This window comes from Ferruginibacter sp. (genome assembly GCF_028288465.1).
Classification (GTDB): domain Bacteria; phylum Bacteroidota; class Bacteroidia; order Chitinophagales; family Chitinophagaceae; genus Ferruginibacter.
In genome coordinates this window covers 35,981-57,308 of record NZ_JAQBNR010000033.1, presented here as the reverse complement: position 1 = coordinate 57,308, position 21,328 = coordinate 35,981, and the positions used below count along the sequence as shown (strand labels likewise).

Sequence of the window (21,328 nt, the reverse complement as noted above, 5' to 3'; positions counted from 1 at the left end):
TATTAATTGTTTCGGTTACCGTGAACGGTTGATGAAAGCGATAAAAGTACAAGTGAGTGACACAACGATGATGAGCAAAGCAAAAATGCCCGTCAAACAAATTTTAAACATTAAAACAACAAAATACAAATGGCCATTTTAAATTTTGTTAAGCCCGATAAAATTGTTCTGCAAAAAGCAAATGACTTTGAAGCACAATTTGAATTTCGCCCGCTTGAACCTGGTTATGGTGTAACTATTGGTAACGCTCTTCGCAGGGTTTTATTAAACTCCCTGGAAGGTTATGCAATCATCGGTATCAACATTGTTGGTGCTGATCATGAGTTTGCAACCATCAAAGGTATTACAGAGGATGTAACCGAAATAATCCTTAACCTTAAGCAGGTTCGTTTTAAAAAGAAGGTTGATCATGAAGTGAGCAGTGAAAAAATCACGCTTTCTATTAAAAATAAAACAGAGCTTACTGCCGGTAACATCGGTGAAGCTTCCTTGTCTTTTGAAGTAATGAATCCTGAACTGGTGCTTTGCGTAATGGACAGCAGCGCTAAACTGGATATCGAAATTACCATCGGCAAGGGCCGGGGTTATGTACCTGCAGAAGACAACCAGGATAAGAGCACGCATTTTGGATACATTGCGGTGGATGCGATTTATACGCCCATCAAAAATGTAAAATATACCATCGAAAATACCCGTGTTGAACAACGCACGGATTTCGAAAAATTAATCATGGAAGTGGTTACAGATGGTACTATTCACCCGGAAGAAGCGGTAAAACAAGCCAGCCGTATTTTGATTCAGCATTTGATGATCATTACTGATGAAAACATCACTTTTGATACCAAAGAAGATAAGAAAGAAGACCTGGTTGACGAACAAACTTTACAATTGCGTAAAGTGCTGAAGACACCATTGGAAGACCTGGATCTTTCTGTACGTGCCTTTAACTGTTTGAAAGCTGCAAAAATCAATTCATTGAGCGAACTTGTTCAGTACGAACAGGAAGACCTGATGAAATTCAGAAACTTTGGCCAAAAATCTTTAAGTGAAATTGAACAGGTGCTGATTGAAAGAGGCTTAGGTTTTGGAATGGATTTGAGCAAGCTGAAATTGGATGACGAATAATAGCAGTCAGCTAAACACGAATTTTGAATTAGGAAGTATACGAATTTAATAATTGAGTAGGTTATAAATCCTGACACGGTATAACCGAATTTTAAAACAACAATGTCATGCGTCACGGAAATAAGAATAATAATTTAAGCAGAACAGCTTCTCACAGAAAAGCGTTGCTGATGAACCTCGGTTGCCAGCTGATTACTTTTAAAAGAATCACTACTACATTGGCAAAAGCAAAGGCTTTACGTACTTACATTGAGCCATTGATTACAAAAACTAAACATACAGACACCAAAGAGCAGATTATGCACAATCACCGTATTGTGTTTAGCTACCTCAATGACAAAGCTGCTGTTAAGGAATTGTTTACCGTAGTAGCTCCTAAAATTGCAAGTCGCCCGGGTGGTTATACACGTATCATTAAATTAGGAACCAGAACAGGTGACAATGCTGAAGTAGCAATGATCGAGCTGGTTGACTTTAATGAGATTTACGGCAACAGTATAGTAAAAGCTGCAGCTGCTGAACCAGCTAAGAAAACAAGACGTAGTGGCGGTGCTAAAAAGAAAGCGGCCGACACTTCATCAGTTGACGAAGCGGTGGAAGTGAAAGGAGAAGAAACTTCAGAAGATAAAGCGACTCCCGAAGCATAAATGAGTATTTTAAAATTACATATAGCTCCGATATTTATATCGGAGCTTTTTTATGGGTTTGTGAAAAATGAATATGGGTTTTACAAGCAATTGATAAATTCACAGTGTGAAAAAAATAATTGCATTATCCATCACCGAATCCTTTTCTTTGCAAAACTTTTGAAAAATAATGGCAGCTACAATAAATAAAAAATCAGCTATTTTATTACTTAAAGATGGTACCGTTTTTTACGGCCATGCTTTTGGTAAGATAGGAACTACAACAGGTGAAATTTGTTTTAACACCGGCATGACGGGATACCAGGAAGTATTTACTGACCCGAGTTATTATGGACAGATACTGATCATGAACAATGTGCATGTGGGCAATTATGGTGTTAAAGAAATCGATGTGGAAAGTGACGGTGTAAAGGTAAAAGGCATCATCGGCAGAAACCTGGAAGAGAAATATTCCCGCTTTATGGCGGATGAATCGCTGCAGCAATATTTTGAACAACAAAATGTGGTAGCAATTGATGACGTGGATACAAGAGCACTCGTAGCGCATGTTCGCATTCAGGGTGCGATGAATTGCATCATCTCATCTGAAATCACCGACCTTGAAATATTAAAAACGGAGTTGGACAAAGTACCTTCCATGGATGGGCTTGAACTTGCATCAGTAGTTTCTACAAAAGAATCTTATTTTGCCGGTGACCCCGACAGTAAAATCAGGGTTGCGGTGCTGGATTATGGCATCAAGAAAAATATATTGAACTGTTTGGTTGAAAGAGGTGCTTATGTAAAAGTACACAACGCCAAAGCTAGTTTTGAAGAACTGGAATCATTTAGTCCCAATGGTTATTTCATTAGCAATGGCCCCGGGGATCCGGCGCCAATGGATTATGCGGTGCAAACAATCAAACAAATTCTGGCATTGGATAAACCCTTATTTGGTATTTGCCTTGGCCACCAGTTACTGGCACTGGCCAACAACATTCCGACTTTTAAAATGCATCATGGCCACAGGGGATTAAACCACCCGGTAAAAAATATCATCAGCGGCAAAAGTGAGATCACTACACAAAATCATGGCTTCGGTGTAAACCCCGATGCAGTAAGAGCTTCGGCTGACGTTGAAATTACACACCTTAACCTGAATGACGACTCTATTGAAGGCATTCGCATGAAAAACAAGCCAGCCTTTTCGGTACAATATCACCCGGAAGCAACACCTGGTCCACATGACAGCCGGTATTTGTTTGATGAGTTTATTGCTTCGATTGTAAAAAATTAGGCAGAGGGCTGCCGGTTGCAATTCGTGTAATTCGTGCTTAAAAATTCGTGTTATAAACTACTCGCATTATGAACATAGCCATCATCAACGGACCAAATTTAAACCTGCTGGGTACACGGGAACCTTCGATATATGGCAGTCAGACTTTTGAGCAATACTTTGAAGAAATAAAAAACCAGTTTCCTGCGATTGATTTTCATTATTTCCAAAGCAACGTGGAAGGCGAATTGATCAATGAAATTCAGCGGATAGGGTTTACTTATGATGGCATTATTTTAAACCCGGGCGGCTACACACATACATCTGTTGCTTTGGGAGATGCTATCGCTTCTATAACAACTCCTGTAGTAGAAGTTCATATCAGCAATATTTTTGGTCGGGAAGATTTTAGGAAATTATCGCATGTTTCTGCAAAGGCAAAGGGTGTTATCAGCGGGCTTGGCTTAAAAGGCTATGCATTAGCGGTGCATTATTTTCTTTAACAATCAGTTATTTCTTTTACCAGCAAACTTGCGTTTCAGTACATCCTGCACCGGGATATTTTCCAGTTTGCTTTCCAGCCACGAAATAATATCCAGGTAAATAAATGCCCTGGTTTCAAAACGGTTGTTCTGTAGTTTCTTTAGCTTCACCAGCAACTTCTCCAGTTCCGGTTTGATGGTTCTTACACTCAGTTGAAAGGATTTGCGGATAAATTTAAAAATCTCTTCTTCCACCACACTCAGGTTCTGCATCTTCGACATAAAACGGTACACCGATTTTATCAGCGAGTCCAGTATTTTATCATTGCCCAGTTCATAATGTGCAATGAGGTGCAGCAGGCGGCTATAGCATTGCAGGTCGGTACGCAGATCCACCTTCCAGTTAATGATTTTATTTAAATAATCAATCGCTTTTTCATAATTGCCACTGCCAAAATAAAGACAGGCAATTTTGTAGTCAAACACCAGGATGCGGTGACGGTCCATATAAATTTCATACTCTTTTAACTTCGCTTCTATATCCGGTACCAACTGTAGGCCCTCGGTAAAACTTCCTTCCAGAAAATGCTTGTTGAGGGTAGAAATGGCTCGGTACACAAAGCACTGTATGCGGTTATTGACATTATTGAGCACAATAGGACTTTCACAAAAAACTTCAAATTGTTCCAGCGTTTCTTCTAATTTTTTATGATTCGCCAAATCAAAATGGGATCCCATCAGGTTGTGCATGCCCTTTATATAGTGGCCTGTTTCAATGGCGATCATGCATGGTTCCTTTTCAAAAAGATGAACCCATTTTTGCGTATACCGGTAATATTGCAAAAAATCCTGCCGGATGAAAGCGCTCCAGCAAAAGCTTTGATACAAGTATAGTTTTTCGTAAAAGTGTTTGCATTGTGAAGTCTTGTCACCGAGGTTATCTACAAAAAATTTTTGTACTGCTGCATCTTCTTCTTCATTGCGGCTGTGGCCGTTCTGTATGTACCAGCTGTACAGTTGCAGGGAAAGGTTGGATAACTCAGAGGTAAGGCTTAAACTCGTATTAACCACTACGGATTCTTTACTCAACTGCTCTGCCCGGTTTTGGATGCTACGGGTTATGTAAAGCGACTCAATACTCTTTTCAAAAAATAATACTTGCTCGAGGTACGTAAACTGGTTATTGGCTTTAGCAAGGTCTTTGGTTTTATCCAGTACTTTCAAACTTTGATGGTATAGTCCCTTATTGTATAAAATGCGGGCATAATCCATCTGCTCGTTCAGCTGTATATCTATATTGGTTTCATCGTTTATTAACCGGAGGCTGCTCAAAATCTGTTTGTACAGGTGCGCCTTCATATTGCTCAGTTGCTGCTTCTTAATAGTTTCATTTTTTCTCAGTAGCAACGCCTCATCATATTCATCCATTTTATCAAGTGCATCAAACAGTTGAACGCTCTTTAATTCCTCGCCCGACGAATTGCGGTTGGCGTACAGTTTAAAGTTGCGTTTTTCGCTTTTCTCCAGCGACTTAATCAGTTGAAATAAGGTATCTGTACTCCTGTTGGGCATCGTAATTTAATTTCTTTAAAACGCTTGCTGGTTGTGCATTTGATGCGGTAATGAGTGGTTTATGAAGCGTAAATAAGGCTCTATTATGTGAAAAATACACCATTATTAATGGTTATATTCGTAATTGAAGGTTAATAATTATTTAATAGCTAACCCCATCAACAAAAATAATTAAACCAGATCGTAATAAATAACCTATTTCTATGACAGATAATAAGATACACATTTTTGATACCACGCTACGCGACGGCGAGCAGGTACCAGGTTGCAAACTCAATACGAAAGAAAAAATTGAGCTGGCATTAAAGCTGGAAGAACTGGGTGTTGACATCATCGAAGCGGGGTTTCCCATCTCTTCTCCCGGCGATTTTAACTCGGTCAATGAGATATCGAAAATCATCAAAAACGCATCGGTCTGTGGCCTTACAAGAGCTGTTCAAAAAGACATTGAAGTTGCTGCTGAAGCATTAAAATACGCCGTCCGCCCAAGAATACACACCGGTATCGGCACCTCCGATCTGCACATAAAAGCAAAATTCAATTCTACACAAAGCGAAATTTTAGAAAGAGCCATTCAGTGCGTAAAATGGGCGAAGAACTTTGTAGATGACGTTGAATTTTACGCAGAAGACGCCGGCCGCACCGGCAACGAATATCTGGCAAGGGTAGTGGAAGCGGTCATCAGGGCAGGCGCCACGGTTGTAAATATTCCGGATACAACAGGTTATTGCCTGCCGCACCAGTACGGAGAAAAAATAGCTTACCTCGTTAACAACGTTCCCAATATTGATAAGGCCATCATCTCCTGCCATTGTCACAATGATCTTGGCCTGGCTACCGCAAATTCCATTGCAGGTATCATCAATGGTGCAAGGCAAATTGAATGTACCATCAATGGCCTTGGCGAAAGAGCCGGCAACACTTCCCTTGAAGAAGTGGTGATGATCATCAAGCAGCATAAAGACATGGGCTTTTATACCAACATCAACGCAAAATTATTAAATCCATTGAGCCAGCAGGTTGCTGAAACCATGCGCATGCCGGTTCAATGCAATAAAGCCATTGTGGGCAGCAACGCATTCTCTCATTCTTCCGGCATTCACCAGGATGGATTTTTAAAAGATGCATTGACATATGAAATCATTAACCCAGCCGAAGTTGGAGCTGAAGAATCAAAGATTGTATTAACCGCCAGAAGTGGCCGCAGTGCATTGGCACACCGTTTTCAAAAATTGGGATACCAGTTCGACCGGAACGATATTGACGTGCTGTACAAAGAATTTTTACTGGTTGCGGACAGTAAAAAAGAAGTGATGGAAGATGACCTGAACAAATTGGCGAAAGCACATACCAAAGAGTTAACGGTATAATTTTTTTAGCCGGGCAATTGTATTTCAATTTTGCTTCATTGGCGTGGCAGCCGATAGCTATCGGCTCTTGTACAATATTACAATTAGCGACTTGAATGATGTTTTATAAAAGGCTGTACAAACAGAAAGGATAAAACAAAACTAATTACTACCCTGGTAATTAAGATAATTAATCAGCATACAATTATCCTCCGGGATAAAAAATGAAAAAAAACATTGCAGTAATAACAGGTGATGGGATTGGTCCCGAAGTAACGCAGCAGGCTGTAAAAGTACTGGATGCGGTTGCTGAACATTTTAAACACAATTTTAATTACACGTACTGTTTAATGGGTGCCGTAGCTATTGATGAAACGGGCGATCCCTTACCAGACATTACTGTTGAAGTTTGCCTGGCAAGTGATGCCATTTTGTTTGGCGCTATTGGTCATCCAAAATACGACAACGACCCAACCGCTAAAGTAAGACCTGAACAGGGTTTGCTGAAGCTGAGAAAATCGTTGCAGTTGTTTGCAAACATTCGCCCGGTAACAACCTATCCATCATTGCATCATTTATCTCCTTTAAAAAGTAAATACATCGAAGGGGTAGATTTTGTCATTTTTAGGGAATTAACCGGCGGTATTTATTTTGGCGAGAAGAAAACAAATGAAGAGCAGACATGGGCATCGGACGATTGCAGTTATACAAAAGAAGAAGTAGAGCGCATCGCACACCTGGCTTTTCAATCGGCACAAAAAAGAAGAAAGAAATTAACACTGATAGATAAAGCCAATGTGCTGGAAACATCCAGGCTTTGGCGCAAAGTGGTAAAAGAAATAGCACCGCAATACAAAGATGTAAAGCTTGAATTTTTGTTTGTAGACAATGCGGCCATGCAGATTGTATTAAACCCAAAACAGTTTGATGTGATTTTGACGGACAATTTGTTTGGCGATATTTTAAGTGATGAAGCAAGTGTAATTACAGGATCACTGGGCTTATTGCCATCTGCATCCATTGGTAATTCAAATGCTTTGTTTGAGCCTATCCATGGTTCATATTCAAAAGCAACCGGTAAAGATATTGCCAATCCGCTGGGTGCGGTTTTATCAGTAGCCATGATGCTGGATTATTTTAATTTAAAGGAAGAAGCACAGCTGGTAAGGGATGCAGTAGAATGGACGATAAAGAGTTTGTTTGTATCAAAAGACATTGACCCGGTAAATTTTTATTTCACCTCTACCATCGGCGAACTCATCAGCGAATACATCAGCGGAAGAATCAGCGGCAGGGTGAATAAAGAAAATATAGAATTAAGGAAGTCAACGATTATATAAAACGCCAGTTCCCTAAAGAGGGCAACCCGGGAATATGAGATCGTCGAATAACTTTTCTTTAACGGGATAGGGGAAAAAGTTCTTTGTTATTATGAATTGCTTGGGTATATTTGCTGTACAACACTTCTTTATGTTCGCAGCAAGTTTATTTAATGGCTTTAAAAGAATCAACGTAGTTATTACGCTGGTCTTGGTCATTATTATACCCGTAGCAAATGGAGCAGGATTTAATATATAGTATCATCAACTAATTATAAGAAAAGCCCGCCTCCAAAAAGAGACGGGTTTTTTTATTGTTCAACAATTATCACCAGTAATTTTCAGCACAACAAAATGGAATTAAATAAGTACAGTAAAACCATCACACAGGATGCAACGCAGCCTGCGGCACAAGCCATGTTTTATGGCATCGGATTAACAGAACAGGATTTGGCGAAGGCGCAGGTAGGCGTCGTAAGCATGGGCTATGACGGCAACACTTGTAACATGCACCTGAACGACCTGGCGAAACTGGTAAAAGAAGGCGTCTGGGATAATGATATGGTGGGACTTATTTTTAATACCATCGGCGTAAGTGATGGTATGAGCAATGGTACAGATGGTATGCGGTATTCGCTGATCAGTCGTGATATTATTGCCGATTCAATTGAAACAGTTTGTGGCGCACAATATTATGATGCGTTGATAGCAATACCTGGTTGCGATAAAAATATGCCCGGATCTATTATGGCGATGGGGAGATTAAACCGTCCGGCTATTATGGTTTACGGAGGTTCCATTGCTCCCGGTCACTACAAAGGCCAGGATCTGAATATTGTTTCTGCCTTTGAAGCGCTTGGTCAAAAAATAGCAGGCAAATTAGATGAAGGAGATTTTAAAGGCATTGTGATGAACAGTTGCCCCGGCGCAGGCGCCTGCGGTGGTATGTACACAGCCAACACCATGAGCAGTGCGATTGAAGCAATGGGCATGAGTTTACCTTATTCATCTTCTAACCCGGCCTTAAGCGAAGCAAAAAAGAAAGAATGTTTGGATGCAGGTAAAGCCATACGCAACCTGATGGAAAAAGATATCAAACCTTCTGATATCATGACCAGGAAAGCATTTGAAAATGCGGTGACTGTTATCATGGCGCTTGGTGGCAGCACCAATGCGGTATTGCATTTCATCGCCATCGCAAAAAGTGTGGATGTTGTTTTTACGCAGGATGATTTTCAATTAATTAGTGATAAAGTACCGGTGCTGGCCGATTTAAAACCAAGCGGTAAATATTTGATGGAGGACCTGCATAATATCGGCGGTGTTCCGGCTGTGATGAAATATTTATTAAAGGTGGGCATGTTGCACGGCGACTGCTTAACCGTAACAGGGAAAACCATTGCAGAAAATTTAGCTGACGTACCTGAGCTGGATTTTGATTCGCAAAAAATCATTTTCCCGGTAACCAACCCCATCAAAGCAACAGGACATTTACAAATATTGTTTGGCAACCTGGCGGTAAAAGGAAGCGTTGCAAAAATCAGTGGCAAAGAAGGCGAATTATTTGAAGGACCTGCACGGGTTTTCAATGGTGAGTTCGAATTAATAAACGGCATAAACTCCGGTAAAATAAAAGCAGGAGATGTTGTAGTGATAACACATGTTGGCCCCAAGGGCGCACCGGGTATGCCCGAAATGCTGAAGCCTACATCTGCTATTATAGGTGCAGGCTTAGGTAAAAGCGTAGCCCTTATTACTGATGGAAGATTCAGTGGTGGTACACACGGTTTTGTAGTAGGTCACATCACACCTGAAGCATTTGAAGGCGGTTTGATTGGCCTGGTAAAAGATGATGACATCATTGAAATAAATGTGGCCACAAAAGCAATTACATTAAAAGTAAGTGAAGAAGAAATAGCAGCAAGAAAAGCAGCCTGGACAAAGCCAGCCTTAAAAGCTACCAAGGGTATCTTATTTAAATACGCAACCTATGTAAAAGATGCATCGGAAGGTTGTGTAACGGATGAAGCATAAAATTTAATCAGTAAAAAATAACAAACCTATTACCTGTAAGAAAATTAAATTAATGAACAATGGAAACATCAGACATCATAGAAAAAATAGCGCCCGCCGATAAGGCAGCGGTTGCGGAAACATTACCGTTGAAAGCGGAAACTACTGCTATCAGTGGATCACAAGCCGTGCTGGAAGCTTTCGTCGCGGAAGGTGTAGATACCATATTCGGATATCCGGGCGGTGCCATCATGCCCATCTATGATGCTTTGTATGATTACCATGACAAACTAAAACACATATTGGTCCGCCACGAACAGGGTGGTATTCACGCAGGCCAGGGCTATGCAAGGGCATCCGGAAAAACCGGGGTTGTTTTTGCAACCAGTGGTCCGGGCGCTACCAACCTGGTAACGGGTTTGGCAGATGCGATGATCGATAGCACCCCCTTGGTTTGCATTACCGGCCAGGTATATGCTCATTTGCTGGGTACGGATGCTTTCCAGGAAGTGGATGTAATAAATATTACCACACCGGTTACCAAATGGAACTACCAGGTAACGGACGCCACCGAAATACCTGCTGTTTTGGCGAAGGCTTTTTATATAGCCGGTACCGGAAGACCAGGACCAGTTTTGATAGACATTACCAAGAATGCGCAACTGCAAAAATTTGATTACGAAGGCTACACAAAATGTACGCACATCCGCAGTTACCGCCCTAAGCCAATTGTTAGAAAAGAATATGTAGAAGAAGCCGCCAAACTGATCAACGAAGCAAAAAAGCCGTTTGTGCTTTTTGGACAAGGGGTAATATTGGGTAAGGCAGAAAAAGAATTCAAAGCATTTATTGAGAAAGGCGGATTGCCTGCAGCATGGACTTTGCTTGGCTTAAGTGCCCTGCCAACCGATCATCCGCAAAATGTGGGTATGTTGGGTATGCATGGTAATTATGGTCCCAATGTTTTAACCAATGAATGCGATGTTTTAATCGCAGTAGGTATGCGTTTTGACGACAGGGTAACCGGCCGTTTGGATAAATACGCCAAGCAAGCCAAAGTAATTCACTTGGATATTGATCCTGCAGAGATTGATAAAAATGTAAAATCAGCCGTACCTGTTTGGGGCGATTGTAAAGAAACATTGCCCTTGCTTACATCACTGATAGAAGCAAAACAATATCCGGAATGGATGGCGAAATTTAAAGAGTTTACGCAAAAGGAAATAGACGTTGTTATTAAAGATGAACTTAACCCAACAAGTGATGAATTAACCATGGGTGAAGTAATTAAAATACTCAATGAGATCACTGAAGGCAATGCCATTATTGTAACAGACGTTGGCCAGCACCAGATGGTTTCCTGCCGCTATGCAAAGTTCAACCAGACAAAGAGCAATGTCACTTCCGGGGGTGCCGGTACGATGGGCTTCGCCTTGCCTGCGGCAATTGGTGCGAAATTCGGCGCTCCACACCGCACCGTTGTAGCGATCATTGGTGACGGTGGTGTACAAATGACTATACAGGAACTGGGTACAATTATGCAGACTGGTACGGATGTGAAAATATTAATTCTTAACAACCAGTTTTTGGGTATGGTGCGGCAATGGCAACAGTTGTTTCATGATAAAAGATATTCTTTCGTAGATATTGAAAGCCCGGATTATGTACAGGTAGCAAAAGGATACCGCATAGAAGGCCAGCGTGTTGACGAAAGGAAAAATCTGAAAGCAGCTGTAAAAACAATGCTGGAGCATAATGGCGCTTACCTGCTGGAAGTAATGGTAGGCAAGGAAAATAATGTATTCCCGATGGTGCCACAAGGTTGCAGCGTTGCAGAAATAAGATTAAGTTAAGCACATAAAATAATAACGTGATGGTAATAGAAAAAGATAAATGCATTGATACAATTCTGGCTTCAAGAAATTTATTTTTGAAGCTGATGGATGGGTTGACTATCGAACAACTCAATAAAGTCCCTGAAGGATTTAACAACAATATCATCTGGAATTTCGGGCACGTGATTGTAAGTCAGCAGATACTTTGTTATAAGCTGGCAGGATTGCCAATGAAAATCGATGCGTCTTATGTTGCTAAATATTCAAAGGGTACAAAACCTGAAACATTTTTGGACGAAAAGGAGTTTGAGTTTTTAAAAAGCCAGTCTATTGGATTGATCAATGAATTAGTTGCAGACATAGAAAAAAATATTTTTACCAGCTATAATAACTACACTACAAGTTTTAACGTAGAGTTGAACAGTGTGGATGATGCTGTTAAATTTATTACCATGCACGAAGGCCTGCATTTAGGATATGCAATGGCACTTAAAAGAATTGTAAACAGATAATGAATACCGCAACAGTACATACCAACTGGAATCCTCATCTGTATGATGACAAGCATTCTTTTGTATTTAAATACGGAGAAGGCCTGGTAGATCTTTTAAATCCACAGGCGGGCGAACGCATTTTGGATTTAGGTTGTGGCACAGGTTATCTTACAAGTGTGATAGCTGCGGCTGGGGCTACGGTTACTGGTATTGATAATTCTTTGGAAATGATTACAAAGGCCAAAGCACAATACCCTGAGCTGGCGTTTAAAGTGCAGTCTGCCACGGAGTTTTATTTTGACCAACACTTTGATGCGATCTTTTCAAATGCAGTGCTGCATTGGGTGTTGCAAAAAGAAATGGCCATTGATTGCATGTACCGCAATTTAAAAAGAAGCGGAAGACTTGTACTGGAATTTGGAGGAAAGCAGAACATGGCCAAAATTGTCACCGCTTTACAAAACAGTTTGATAAGCCATGGCTTTGCTGAAAATGCAGCTATTCCATTATGGTATTTTCCTTCTGTAAGCGAGTATACCAGCCTGCTTGAAAAGCGGGGTTTTCGTGTTACATATGCCGCACATTTTAACCGTGATACAAAGCTTGCTGATACACAAAATGGTATTAAAGATTGGGTCCGTATGTTCGGAAGTTCTTTCTTAAAAGGAATTGACGAACCAACAATCGAAACGATATTAGATGAAGTGCAGGCAGCGCTTAAGCCAACCCAGTTTAAAAATGGAGACTGGTATGCCGATTATAAAAGACTAAGAATAATTGCAATAAAATAAATTTTTCATCATCCGGTCAACACCGCAACAGGATAAATATGAAACAGGAATTTACGATCACCGTTTACACCGAAAACCAGATAGGTTTACTCAACCGTATCGCCATTATTTTTTCAAGAAGGAAAATTAATATTGATAGCATGAACACTTCTCCTTCAGAAATTGAAGGCATTCACCGCTTTACAATTGTGATAGACGAAACAGAAGAAGTAGTAAGAAAAGTGTGCAGGCAAATTGAAAAGCAGGTAGAGGTTTTAAAAGCCTATTTCAACACCAACGATGAAGTGGTTTGGCAGGAAATGGCTTTATATAAGGTATCAACAGATGAAATTGCTGAGAAGGTAAAAGTAGAAAGGTTGTTAAGGGAATGTGGCGCCAGGGCGATTGCCATCCGTAAAGATTTTACCGTTTTTGAAACAACTGGTCACCGGGAAGAAACGAATAAACTGATTAAAGCGCTTGAGCCTTATGGATTGATAGAATTCGTCCGCAGTGCAAGAATTGCGATTATAAAAGAAAGTCATGGTTTTCATGAAAAGCTGAAAGAATTTGAGCAAAGAGAACCTGGTGAAGAAGTGATAGAAAATGAATTCCTGAATCAGCAGGACGAAGTATTCAGCATGTAAGACCAGCCTCTGCTGCGGCAAGGTTGATAAGTTGTGTGATTGAAAATTGTTTTGAATTGATGAAGCGTACCAAAAAGCTGAAATGGTACACGGGAGTGACACAACGCTGATGCCATGAAACACAAATACCGGATGAATAATATTTGAAATAAAAAACGATAGTAATAATAATTATTAACACTCCATAAAACCCCTTTCGGGGATGGGGGCAAACAACAAACAACAATGGCTAATTACTTTAACACATTATCGCTAAGAGAAAAATTAAATCAGTTAGGGGTATGTGAGTTTATGGACAAAAGCGAATTTACAGACGGCGTAAATGAATTGAAAGGTAAAAAGATAGTGATAGTAGGATGCGGCGCCCAGGGCTTAAACCAGGGATTGAATATGAGGGATAGTGGCCTTGATATTTCTTATACATTAAGGCAGGAAGCTATTGATGCAAAAAGACAATCATGGAAAAGTGCTACTGAAAACGGGTTTACAGTAGGTACTTATGAAGAATTGATTCCAACTGCGGATTTAGTGATTAACCTGACACCAGATAAACAACATACAGCGGTAGTAAGCGCCATCATGCCATTGATGAAACAGGGAGCCACTTTATCGTACTCTCATGGTTTTAATATTGTAGAAGAAGGTATGCAAATCAGGAAAGATATTACTGTTATCATGGTAGCTCCAAAGTGCCCGGGTACGGAAGTGAGAGAAGAATATAAAAGAGGTTTTGGTGTGCCTACTTTGATTGCGGTGCATCCTGAAAATGATCCCGAAGGTAAAGGCTGGGATTATGCAAAGGCGTATGCGGTTGCAACAGGCGGTCACAAGGCTGGTGTTTTAAAATCGTCTTTTGTAGCTGAAGTAAAATCAGATTTGATGGGCGAGCAAACCATTCTTTGTGGTTTGCTGCAAACCGGTTCTATCCTGAGTTTTGATAAAATGATTGAGAAAGGAATTGATAAAGCTTATGCTGCTAAATTAATTCAATATGGCTGGGAAGTTGTTACCGAAGCTTTGAAACAAGGCGGTATCACTGCAATGATGGACAGGTTGTCAAACCCTGCAAAAATTAAGGCGTTCGAAATTTCTGAACAACTGAAAGATATCATGCGTCCGCTGTTTCAAAAGCACCAGGATGATATTATGAGTGGCGAGTTTTCTAAAACAATGATGGAAGACTGGGCCAATGGCGATAAGAATTTATTGACCTGGAGAGCGGCTACCGGCGAAACTGCTTTTGAAAAAACCGCACCTACTGTATATAAAATTGCAGAACAGGAATATTTTGATAACGGATTATTGATGGTAGCTTTTGTAAGAGCGGGTGTTGAACTGGCTTTTGAAACGATGGTTGAATCAGGCATTAAAGAAGAATCTGCTTATTATGAATCACTGCATGAAACGCCATTGATTGCAAACACCATTGCCCGTAAAAAATTATTTGAAATGAACAGGGTTATTTCTGATACGGCAGAGTATGGCTGTTATTTATTCGATCATGCCTGCAAACCATTGCTGGCTGATTTTATGAAGACAGTAGATACCAACCTGATTGGAAAAAACTTTAATGATGGCATTGATGCAGGTGTTGACAATAAAGTGATCATCGCGGTAAATGAAATTATCCGCTATCATCCAATTGAATCCATCGGCGCTGAATTAAGGCAGGCGATGACTGAGATGAAAACGATTAATACAGTTGCTTAAGTCCAATTCAAAGCTTACACTTTTTGGGGAAGATTTAAAAAGAAAACAATAAAGAAAATAGAGGAACAAGATAAGTGAACACAATTTTTGAAAATAGAGAAACTGATGCTTTTGTTGGGCTCGACAAAAATTTGAGGAGGGAAGATAAGGCAGACTCTCCAAATGCCCCCCCTTTAGGGGATGGGGGGAAGATGCCCGATATCCCTGCTGCTGCAGAACGTCTTAAAAATATTGTAAGCAAAACACCACTGACTTATAATGCCAATCTTTCAAAAAAATATGATTGTACTATTTTTTTAAAGAGAGAGGATTTACAGGTGGTGCGCTCTTATAAATTGAGGGGCGCTTACAATATGATGAGCAGTTTGCCGGAAGCACAATTGCAACAGGGCGTAGTTTGTGCCAGTGCCGGCAATCACGCACAAGGCTTTGCTTATGGTTGTAAAAAATTGCAGGTAAAAGGCGTGGTGTTTATGCCGGTGGTTACGCCCAATCAAAAAATAAGTCAAACAAAAATGTTTGGCGAAGAATGGATTGAAGTGAAACTGGTGGGCGACACATTTGATGACTGTGCCGTGGCTGCAAAAAAATATACGCTTCAAAACGGGATGACTTTTATTCCGCCATTTGATGATTATAAAATTATTGAAGGTCAGGGTACGGTAGGATTGGAAATACTTGAAGAACAGCCACAAATAGATTATTTATTTATGCCGGTTGGTGGTGGCGGATTAGGTGCAGGTGTTGGAAGCTATTTTAAAACCGCGTCGCCGGAAACGATTTTAATTGGCGTTGAACCGGAGGGTGCACCCGCCATGTTTGAATCTTTTAAGGCCGGTAAGCCTGTAACCCTTGACAGCATTGATCGTTTTGTAGACGGGGCTGCGGTAAAAACCGTCGGAGATCTTACCTTTGCTATTTGTAAAGAGGTGTTGCGGGAGATACATTTGGTGCCGGAAGGAAAGGTTTGTACCACCATTTTGAAATTGTATGGCGAGGATGCAATTGTTGCTGAGCCCGCTGGCACATTGTCTATCGCCGCCCTGGATGCTTATGCAGATGAGATAAAAGGGAAGAATGTAGTTTGTATATTAAGTGGTGGAAACAATGATATTGACCGCATGCAGGAAATAAAAGAACGTTCCCTGCAATATGAAGGATTGAAGCATTATTTTTTAATCAGGTTTGCACAAAGGCCAGGTGCGCTGAAAGAATTTGTAAATTTTGTGCTGGGTGAAAATGATGATATCACCCGTTTTGAATACATGCAAAAACACAATAAGGAAACAGGACCGGCATTGGTAGGTATTGAGTTAAAAGACAAAGCTGATTACCATGTGCTGTTACAAAATTTAAATAAATACCAGGTCAACTTTACGGAATTGAAGAAGGATGATAACCTGTACGGATACCTGGTATAAAAAACATACGATTGCTGCTGCCAAATGAATTCATTACAAAAAATGAATTGCTATTTTTTACTAAAAAAATTTCGATTAGATGAACAAAACTGCAACTACTAAAACGCCTCAAACAAACAACGAATCGTTGAATATCTCCACTGCAGCAAACAGGGGATTGTACGATCCTCAGTTTGAGCATGATGCCTGCGGTATCGGGTTTGTTGCCAATATCAAAGGCAACAAAAGTCACCAGCACATTTCAGATGCATTAACCATTTTAGAAAATATGGAGCATCGGGGTGCCTGCGGTTGCGAAACCAATACCGGCGACGGGGCAGGTATTTTCATCCAGATACCGCATGAGTTTTTCTTTGATGAATGTGTAAAGCTGGGCGTTCATTTGCCATCCTTTGGCAAGTACGGTGTAGGCGTTATATTTTTTCCAAAAGAAATAAAACTCAGGGAAGAATGCCGCGATATATTTAACAGGGCTGCAGAAAAACTGGGGTTGGAAATATTGACTTACAGAAGTGTTCCGGTAAATACATCGGGCATCGGTCCGACAGCATTATCGGTTGAGCCGGTGATGGAACAGGTTTTTATCGCTTGCCCCGATCATATTACCAATCCATTGGACTTCGAAAGGAAATTATTTGTACTGCGTAATTATACAAGTCACACAATATTCAATACCGTAAGGCAGGATGCCATTGGTTTTTACATCGCATCGCTTTCATATAAAACCATCGTGTACAAAGGCCAGCTCACCAGCCGCCAGGTACGCAATTATTTCCCTGATCTTAATAACAAAAGGGTTGTATCTGCCTTTGGGCTGGTACACTCCCGTTTTGCAACCAATACCTTTCCTTCCTGGAAACTGGCGCAGCCGTTCCGCTACATTGCACACAATGGCGAGATCAACACATTGCAGGGAAATTTGAACTGGTTAAAGGCAAGTGAAACAGGTTTTGTATCTCCTTATTTTAGTAAAGAAGAAATGGAAATGTTGCTGCCGGTGGTTACCAGTATGCAATCAGACTCTGCCTGTTTGGATAACATGATAGAATTGCTGACACTGACAGGAAGGTCATTGCCACATGTGATGATGATGCTGATACCAGAAGCCTGGGATGGCGATGATAAAATGGATCCTGTAAGAAAAGCTTTTTATGAATATCATGCATCCATGATGGAGCCATGGGATGGACCTGCTTCTATTTCTTTTACAGACGGAAAAATCATCGGCGCTACTTTAGACAGAAATGGCTTGCGTCCATCCAGGTATTGTGTTACCAATGATGACCGTGTTATCATGGCATCTGAAACAGGGGCATTGCCTGTTGATCCTTCCATCATCATCGAAAACGGAAGATTACAACCGGGTAAAATGTTTGTAGTAGATATGGAGCAGGGCCGTATCATCAGCGATGAAGAATTGAAGAAAGGTATCTGCTCACAAAAGCCTTATGGCGAGTGGTTGAATAAATATAAAATCAGGCTGGAAGAGCTGCCCGAACCAAGGGTAATGTTTACCCACTTAGGCAGCGACCAGGTGTTTAAATACCAGAAAGCTTTTGGATATACAACAGAAGATCTGGATACTATCATTGCTCCAATGGCGCTGGAAGGAAAAGAGCCGATCGGTTCCATGGGCACGGATGTGCCGCTGGCTGTATTAAGCGATCAGCCTCAGCATTTGAGTTCTTACTTCAAGCAATTGTTTGCGCAGGTTACCAATCCGCCGATTGATCCTATTCGTGAAAGATTAGTGATGTCTCTTGCGACCTTTGTTGGCAACAATGGCAATTTATTGAATGAAGATCCTTTGGCTTGTCACACGGTGGCATTGCAACACCCGGTGCTATCCAATTTTGAGCTGGAAAAAATCAGGAGTATTGATACCGGAGTGTTCCAGGCGAAGACTTTGCAGATGTATTATCGGGCAGATGGCAAACCGGATTCGATGAAAAAGGCGTTGGCAAGAATTTGTCGTTATGCCGTAGATGCAGCCGAGGATGGTTTTGAGGTATTGATATTAACTGATCGTTCTATAGATTCAGATCATGCACCCATCCCTTCTTTACTTGCTACAGCTGCCGTTCACCACCATCTGATCCGTAAAGGTTTAAGAGGACAGGTTGGTATTGTTGTAGAAGCGGGCGATGTTTGGGAAGTGCATCATTTTGCCTGCCTGCTGGGGTTTGGAGCAACTGCTATTAACCCTTACCTGGCTTTATCCAGCATCCGGGACATGAAGATCAGCGGCAAGCTGGTTACTGACCTGGATTCAGATTATCTTAAAAAGAATTATACCAAGGCGGTTAATGATGGTTTGTTGAAAGTGTTCTCCAAAATGGGCATTTCTACTTTGCAGTCCTACCAGGGTGCACAAATATTTGAGATCATTGGTCTAAACAGGTCTGTTGTAGATAAATATTTTACTGGTGCTATTTCCCGCATTGAAGGGATGGGACTGGATGAAATAGCCAAAGAAAATTTAGCTAAGCATGCATTTGCATTCAGCAAAAAAGAAATACCGGTTGACCGTTTACCTGTAGGCGGATTGTACCAGTGGAAGCGTAAGGGAGAGTTTCATTTATTCAATCCCCAGACGATTCACCTGTTGCAATATTCGACCAGGATGAATGATTATGCTACGTTTAAAAAGTATTCAAAACTGGTAAATGACCAGGGTGATAAAGCTTGCACGCTGCGGAGTTTGTTTCAATTTAATTTTCACCGTGCACCCATTTCAATAGATGAAGTAGAACCAGCAGAAGGAATATGGAAACGTTTTGCAACCGGCGCCATGAGTTTTGGATCTATTTCTCATGAAGCACATAGCACGCTGGCTATTGCCATGAACCGTTTGGGAGGAAAGAGTAATACGGGCGAAGGTGGTGAAGACGAAATGCGTTATAAACCAGCTGCCAACGGTGACCTGATGCGGAGTGCCATCAAGCAGGTTGCTTCGGCAAGGTTCGGCGTTACAAGTTATTATTTAACAGAGGCGGATGAATTGCAGATAAAAATGGCACAGGGGGCGAAGCCTGGCGAAGGTGGCCAGTTGCCTGGTCATAAAGTAGATGACTGGATAGGAAGAGTGCGTCACGCAACACCTGGTGTTGGATTGATTTCTCCTCCACCGCATCACGATATTTATTCTATTGAAGATTTGGCCCAGCTGATATTCGATTTAAAAAATGCCAACAGGGCTGCACGCATCAATGTAAAACTGGTGTCAAAAGCGGGTGTAGGTACTATTGCAGCGGGTGTTGCCAAAGCTAAAGCAGATGTGGTCTTGATAGCCGGCAACGACGGCGGAACCGGCGCTTCGCCTATCAGTTCTATCAAACATGCAGGCTTGCCATGGGAGCTGGGACTTGCAGAAGCGCACCAGACTTTGGTAAAAAATAAATTACGCAGCAGGGTGGTTTTACAAACCGACGGGCAATTAAAAACCGGTCGTGATATAGCAATCGCAACTTTATTGGGAGCAGAAGAGTGGGGGGTTGCAACGGCGGCGCTGGTTACCGAAGGCTGTATCATGATGCGCAAGTGTCATCTGAATACTTGTCCCGTAGGTGTGGCTACACAAGATCCAAAATTGCGTGAGCGTTTTACCGGTGATGCTGAATATGTAGTGAACCTGTTTAAATTTTTAACAGAAGAATTAAGAGAGATCATGGCGCAGCTTGGCTTCAGAACCATCAACGAAATGGTGGGCCAGGTTGATTGTTTGGAAACAAGGCCAGACATTACACACTGGAAATACAGCAAACTGGACTTGTCACCAATTTTATACAAAGAACCCGCCTCCATTTACACGGGCTTGTATAATAAAGAAAGCCAGGATCATGAAATGGATAATGTGCTTGACTGGAAATTACTGGCAGCTGCCCAACCTGCATTGGACAAGCTTGAAAAAGTAACCGCCAGTTTTGATATCAAAAATATCGACAGGACAACGGGAACAATTTTAAGCAATGAAATTTCAAAAAAATACAAAGGTGCCGGTTTACCCGACGACACCATTCACTTTAAATTTAAAGGCACAGCAGGACAAAGTTTTGCAGCTTTTAATACAAAAGGTGTAACAATGGAACTGGAAGGCGATGCCAATGATTATTTTGGTAAAGGTTTGAGCGGAGCCAAGTTGATTATTTATCCTTCGGCTAAAGCGAGGTTTGTTCCGGAAGACAATATTATAATTGGCAATGTGGCATTTTATGGAGCTACGTCGGGTGAAGCATATATCCGTGGAAAAGCAGGTGAGCGTTTCGCGGTGCGTAACTCAGGTGCCACAGCCGTTGTGGAAGGCGTGGGTGATCACGGATGTGAATACATGACAGGTGGAAGAGTAGTAGTGCTGGGAAATACCGGAAGAAATTTTGCTGCTGGTATGAGTGGTGGTATTGCTTATGTGTATGACGTAAAAGGAAACTTTGATGTTAACTGCAATAAGGAAATGGTGGATCTTGACCCGGTTGGTGAAGCAGATAAAGCGGAATTAAACCAATTAGTCAGCAATCATTACCAATTTACAAAAAGTACTGTTGCCAAATTTGTGCTGGATGATTTTGAAAACCAGCTGAAGAATTTCATCAAGGTATTTCCAAAAGACTATAAAAAAGCACTGGCTAAAATTTCCGCTGCAGCTGTTGAAGAGAAACTCAAATAGAAGGTAACCTTCTCCGCTTTGGTAAA

At 41.2% G+C, this 21,328-nt stretch carries 15 protein-coding genes; 14 read left to right on the top strand and 1 reads right to left on the bottom strand.

The features are described from left to right. Positions 1-129: 129 nt before the first annotated feature. The 4 genes from JWR61_RS14720 to aroQ all read left to right on the top strand — a co-directional run bounded on the left by JWR61_RS14720 (position 130) and on the right by aroQ (position 3,530). Positions 130-1,125: a DNA-directed RNA polymerase subunit alpha gene (locus JWR61_RS14720; protein ID WP_290335926.1), complete on the top strand. Its 996-nt coding sequence runs from the start codon at positions 130-132 to the stop codon at positions 1,123-1,125. A gap of 107 nt (positions 1,126-1,232) precedes the next feature. Further along, positions 1,233-1,772 carry a 50S ribosomal protein L17 gene (gene rplQ / locus JWR61_RS14715; protein WP_367881802.1) on the top strand — a complete coding sequence of 180 codons (540 nt, stop codon included), beginning with the start codon at positions 1,233-1,235 and terminating at the stop codon, positions 1,770-1,772. Positions 1,773-1,941: 169 nt separating this feature from the next. After that, positions 1,942-3,048 (top strand): glutamine-hydrolyzing carbamoyl-phosphate synthase small subunit, encoded by a 1,107-nt coding sequence (carA, locus tag JWR61_RS14710; protein ID WP_301928524.1) that lies wholly within the window; start codon positions 1,942-1,944, stop codon positions 3,046-3,048. A gap of 68 nt (positions 3,049-3,116) precedes the next feature. After that, positions 3,117-3,530 carry a type II 3-dehydroquinate dehydratase gene (gene aroQ, locus JWR61_RS14705; protein WP_301928523.1) on the top strand — a complete coding sequence of 138 codons (414 nt, stop codon included), beginning with the start codon at positions 3,117-3,119 and terminating at the stop codon, positions 3,528-3,530. Positions 3,531-3,533: 3 nt separating this feature from the next. On the opposite strand, the gene JWR61_RS14700 is transcribed toward aroQ, so the two are convergent. Then, positions 3,534-5,081 (bottom strand): hypothetical protein, encoded by a 1,548-nt coding sequence (locus JWR61_RS14700; protein ID WP_290335929.1) that lies wholly within the window; start codon positions 5,079-5,081, stop codon positions 3,534-3,536. A 203-nt stretch (positions 5,082-5,284) separates the two neighbouring features. Here JWR61_RS14700 and JWR61_RS14695 point away from each other — a divergent pair, with 203 nt between their 5' ends. The 10 genes from JWR61_RS14695 to gltB all read left to right on the top strand — a co-directional run bounded on the left by JWR61_RS14695 (position 5,285) and on the right by gltB (position 21,302). After that, entirely contained in the window at positions 5,285-6,451 is a 1,167-nt protein-coding gene (locus JWR61_RS14695) for a 2-isopropylmalate synthase (protein ID WP_301928522.1), read from the top strand. 203 nt (positions 6,452-6,654) lie between these two features. Further along, positions 6,655-7,770, top strand: a complete 1,116-nt coding sequence (leuB, locus tag JWR61_RS14690; RefSeq protein ID WP_301928521.1) for a 3-isopropylmalate dehydrogenase — start codon at positions 6,655-6,657, stop codon at positions 7,768-7,770. Between the two features lie 333 nt (positions 7,771-8,103). After that, positions 8,104-9,783, top strand: coding sequence for a dihydroxy-acid dehydratase (gene ilvD / locus JWR61_RS14685; RefSeq protein ID WP_301928520.1), 1,680 nt, complete (start codon positions 8,104-8,106; stop codon positions 9,781-9,783). A gap of 59 nt (positions 9,784-9,842) precedes the next feature. Continuing rightward, on the top strand, positions 9,843-11,615 hold the full coding sequence (gene ilvB, locus JWR61_RS14680; RefSeq protein WP_301928519.1) for a biosynthetic-type acetolactate synthase large subunit: 1,773 nt from the start codon (positions 9,843-9,845) through the stop codon (positions 11,613-11,615). A 20-nt stretch (positions 11,616-11,635) separates the two neighbouring features. Further along, entirely contained in the window at positions 11,636-12,109 is a 474-nt protein-coding gene (locus tag JWR61_RS14675) for a DinB family protein (RefSeq protein ID WP_301928535.1), read from the top strand. Continuing rightward, positions 12,109-12,882 carry a methyltransferase domain-containing protein gene (locus tag JWR61_RS14670; protein ID WP_301928518.1) on the top strand — a complete coding sequence of 258 codons (774 nt, stop codon included), beginning with the start codon at positions 12,109-12,111 and terminating at the stop codon, positions 12,880-12,882. The genes JWR61_RS14675 and JWR61_RS14670 overlap by 1 nt, the downstream gene beginning before the upstream one ends. A gap of 38 nt (positions 12,883-12,920) precedes the next feature. Next, complete coding sequence (ilvN, locus tag JWR61_RS14665) at positions 12,921-13,508, top strand: acetolactate synthase small subunit (RefSeq protein ID WP_290335938.1); 588 nt, start codon at positions 12,921-12,923, stop codon at positions 13,506-13,508. Between the two features lie 225 nt (positions 13,509-13,733). After that, on the top strand, positions 13,734-15,218 hold the full coding sequence (gene ilvC, locus JWR61_RS14660; protein ID WP_301928517.1) for a ketol-acid reductoisomerase: 1,485 nt from the start codon (positions 13,734-13,736) through the stop codon (positions 15,216-15,218). A 74-nt stretch (positions 15,219-15,292) separates the two neighbouring features. Beyond that, positions 15,293-16,639 (top strand): threonine ammonia-lyase, encoded by a 1,347-nt coding sequence (gene ilvA / locus JWR61_RS14655; RefSeq protein WP_301928515.1) that lies wholly within the window; start codon positions 15,293-15,295, stop codon positions 16,637-16,639. 79 nt (positions 16,640-16,718) lie between these two features. Next, entirely contained in the window at positions 16,719-21,302 is a 4,584-nt protein-coding gene (gene gltB / locus JWR61_RS14650; protein ID WP_301928514.1) for a glutamate synthase large subunit, read from the top strand. Positions 21,303-21,328 lie beyond the last annotated feature (26 nt).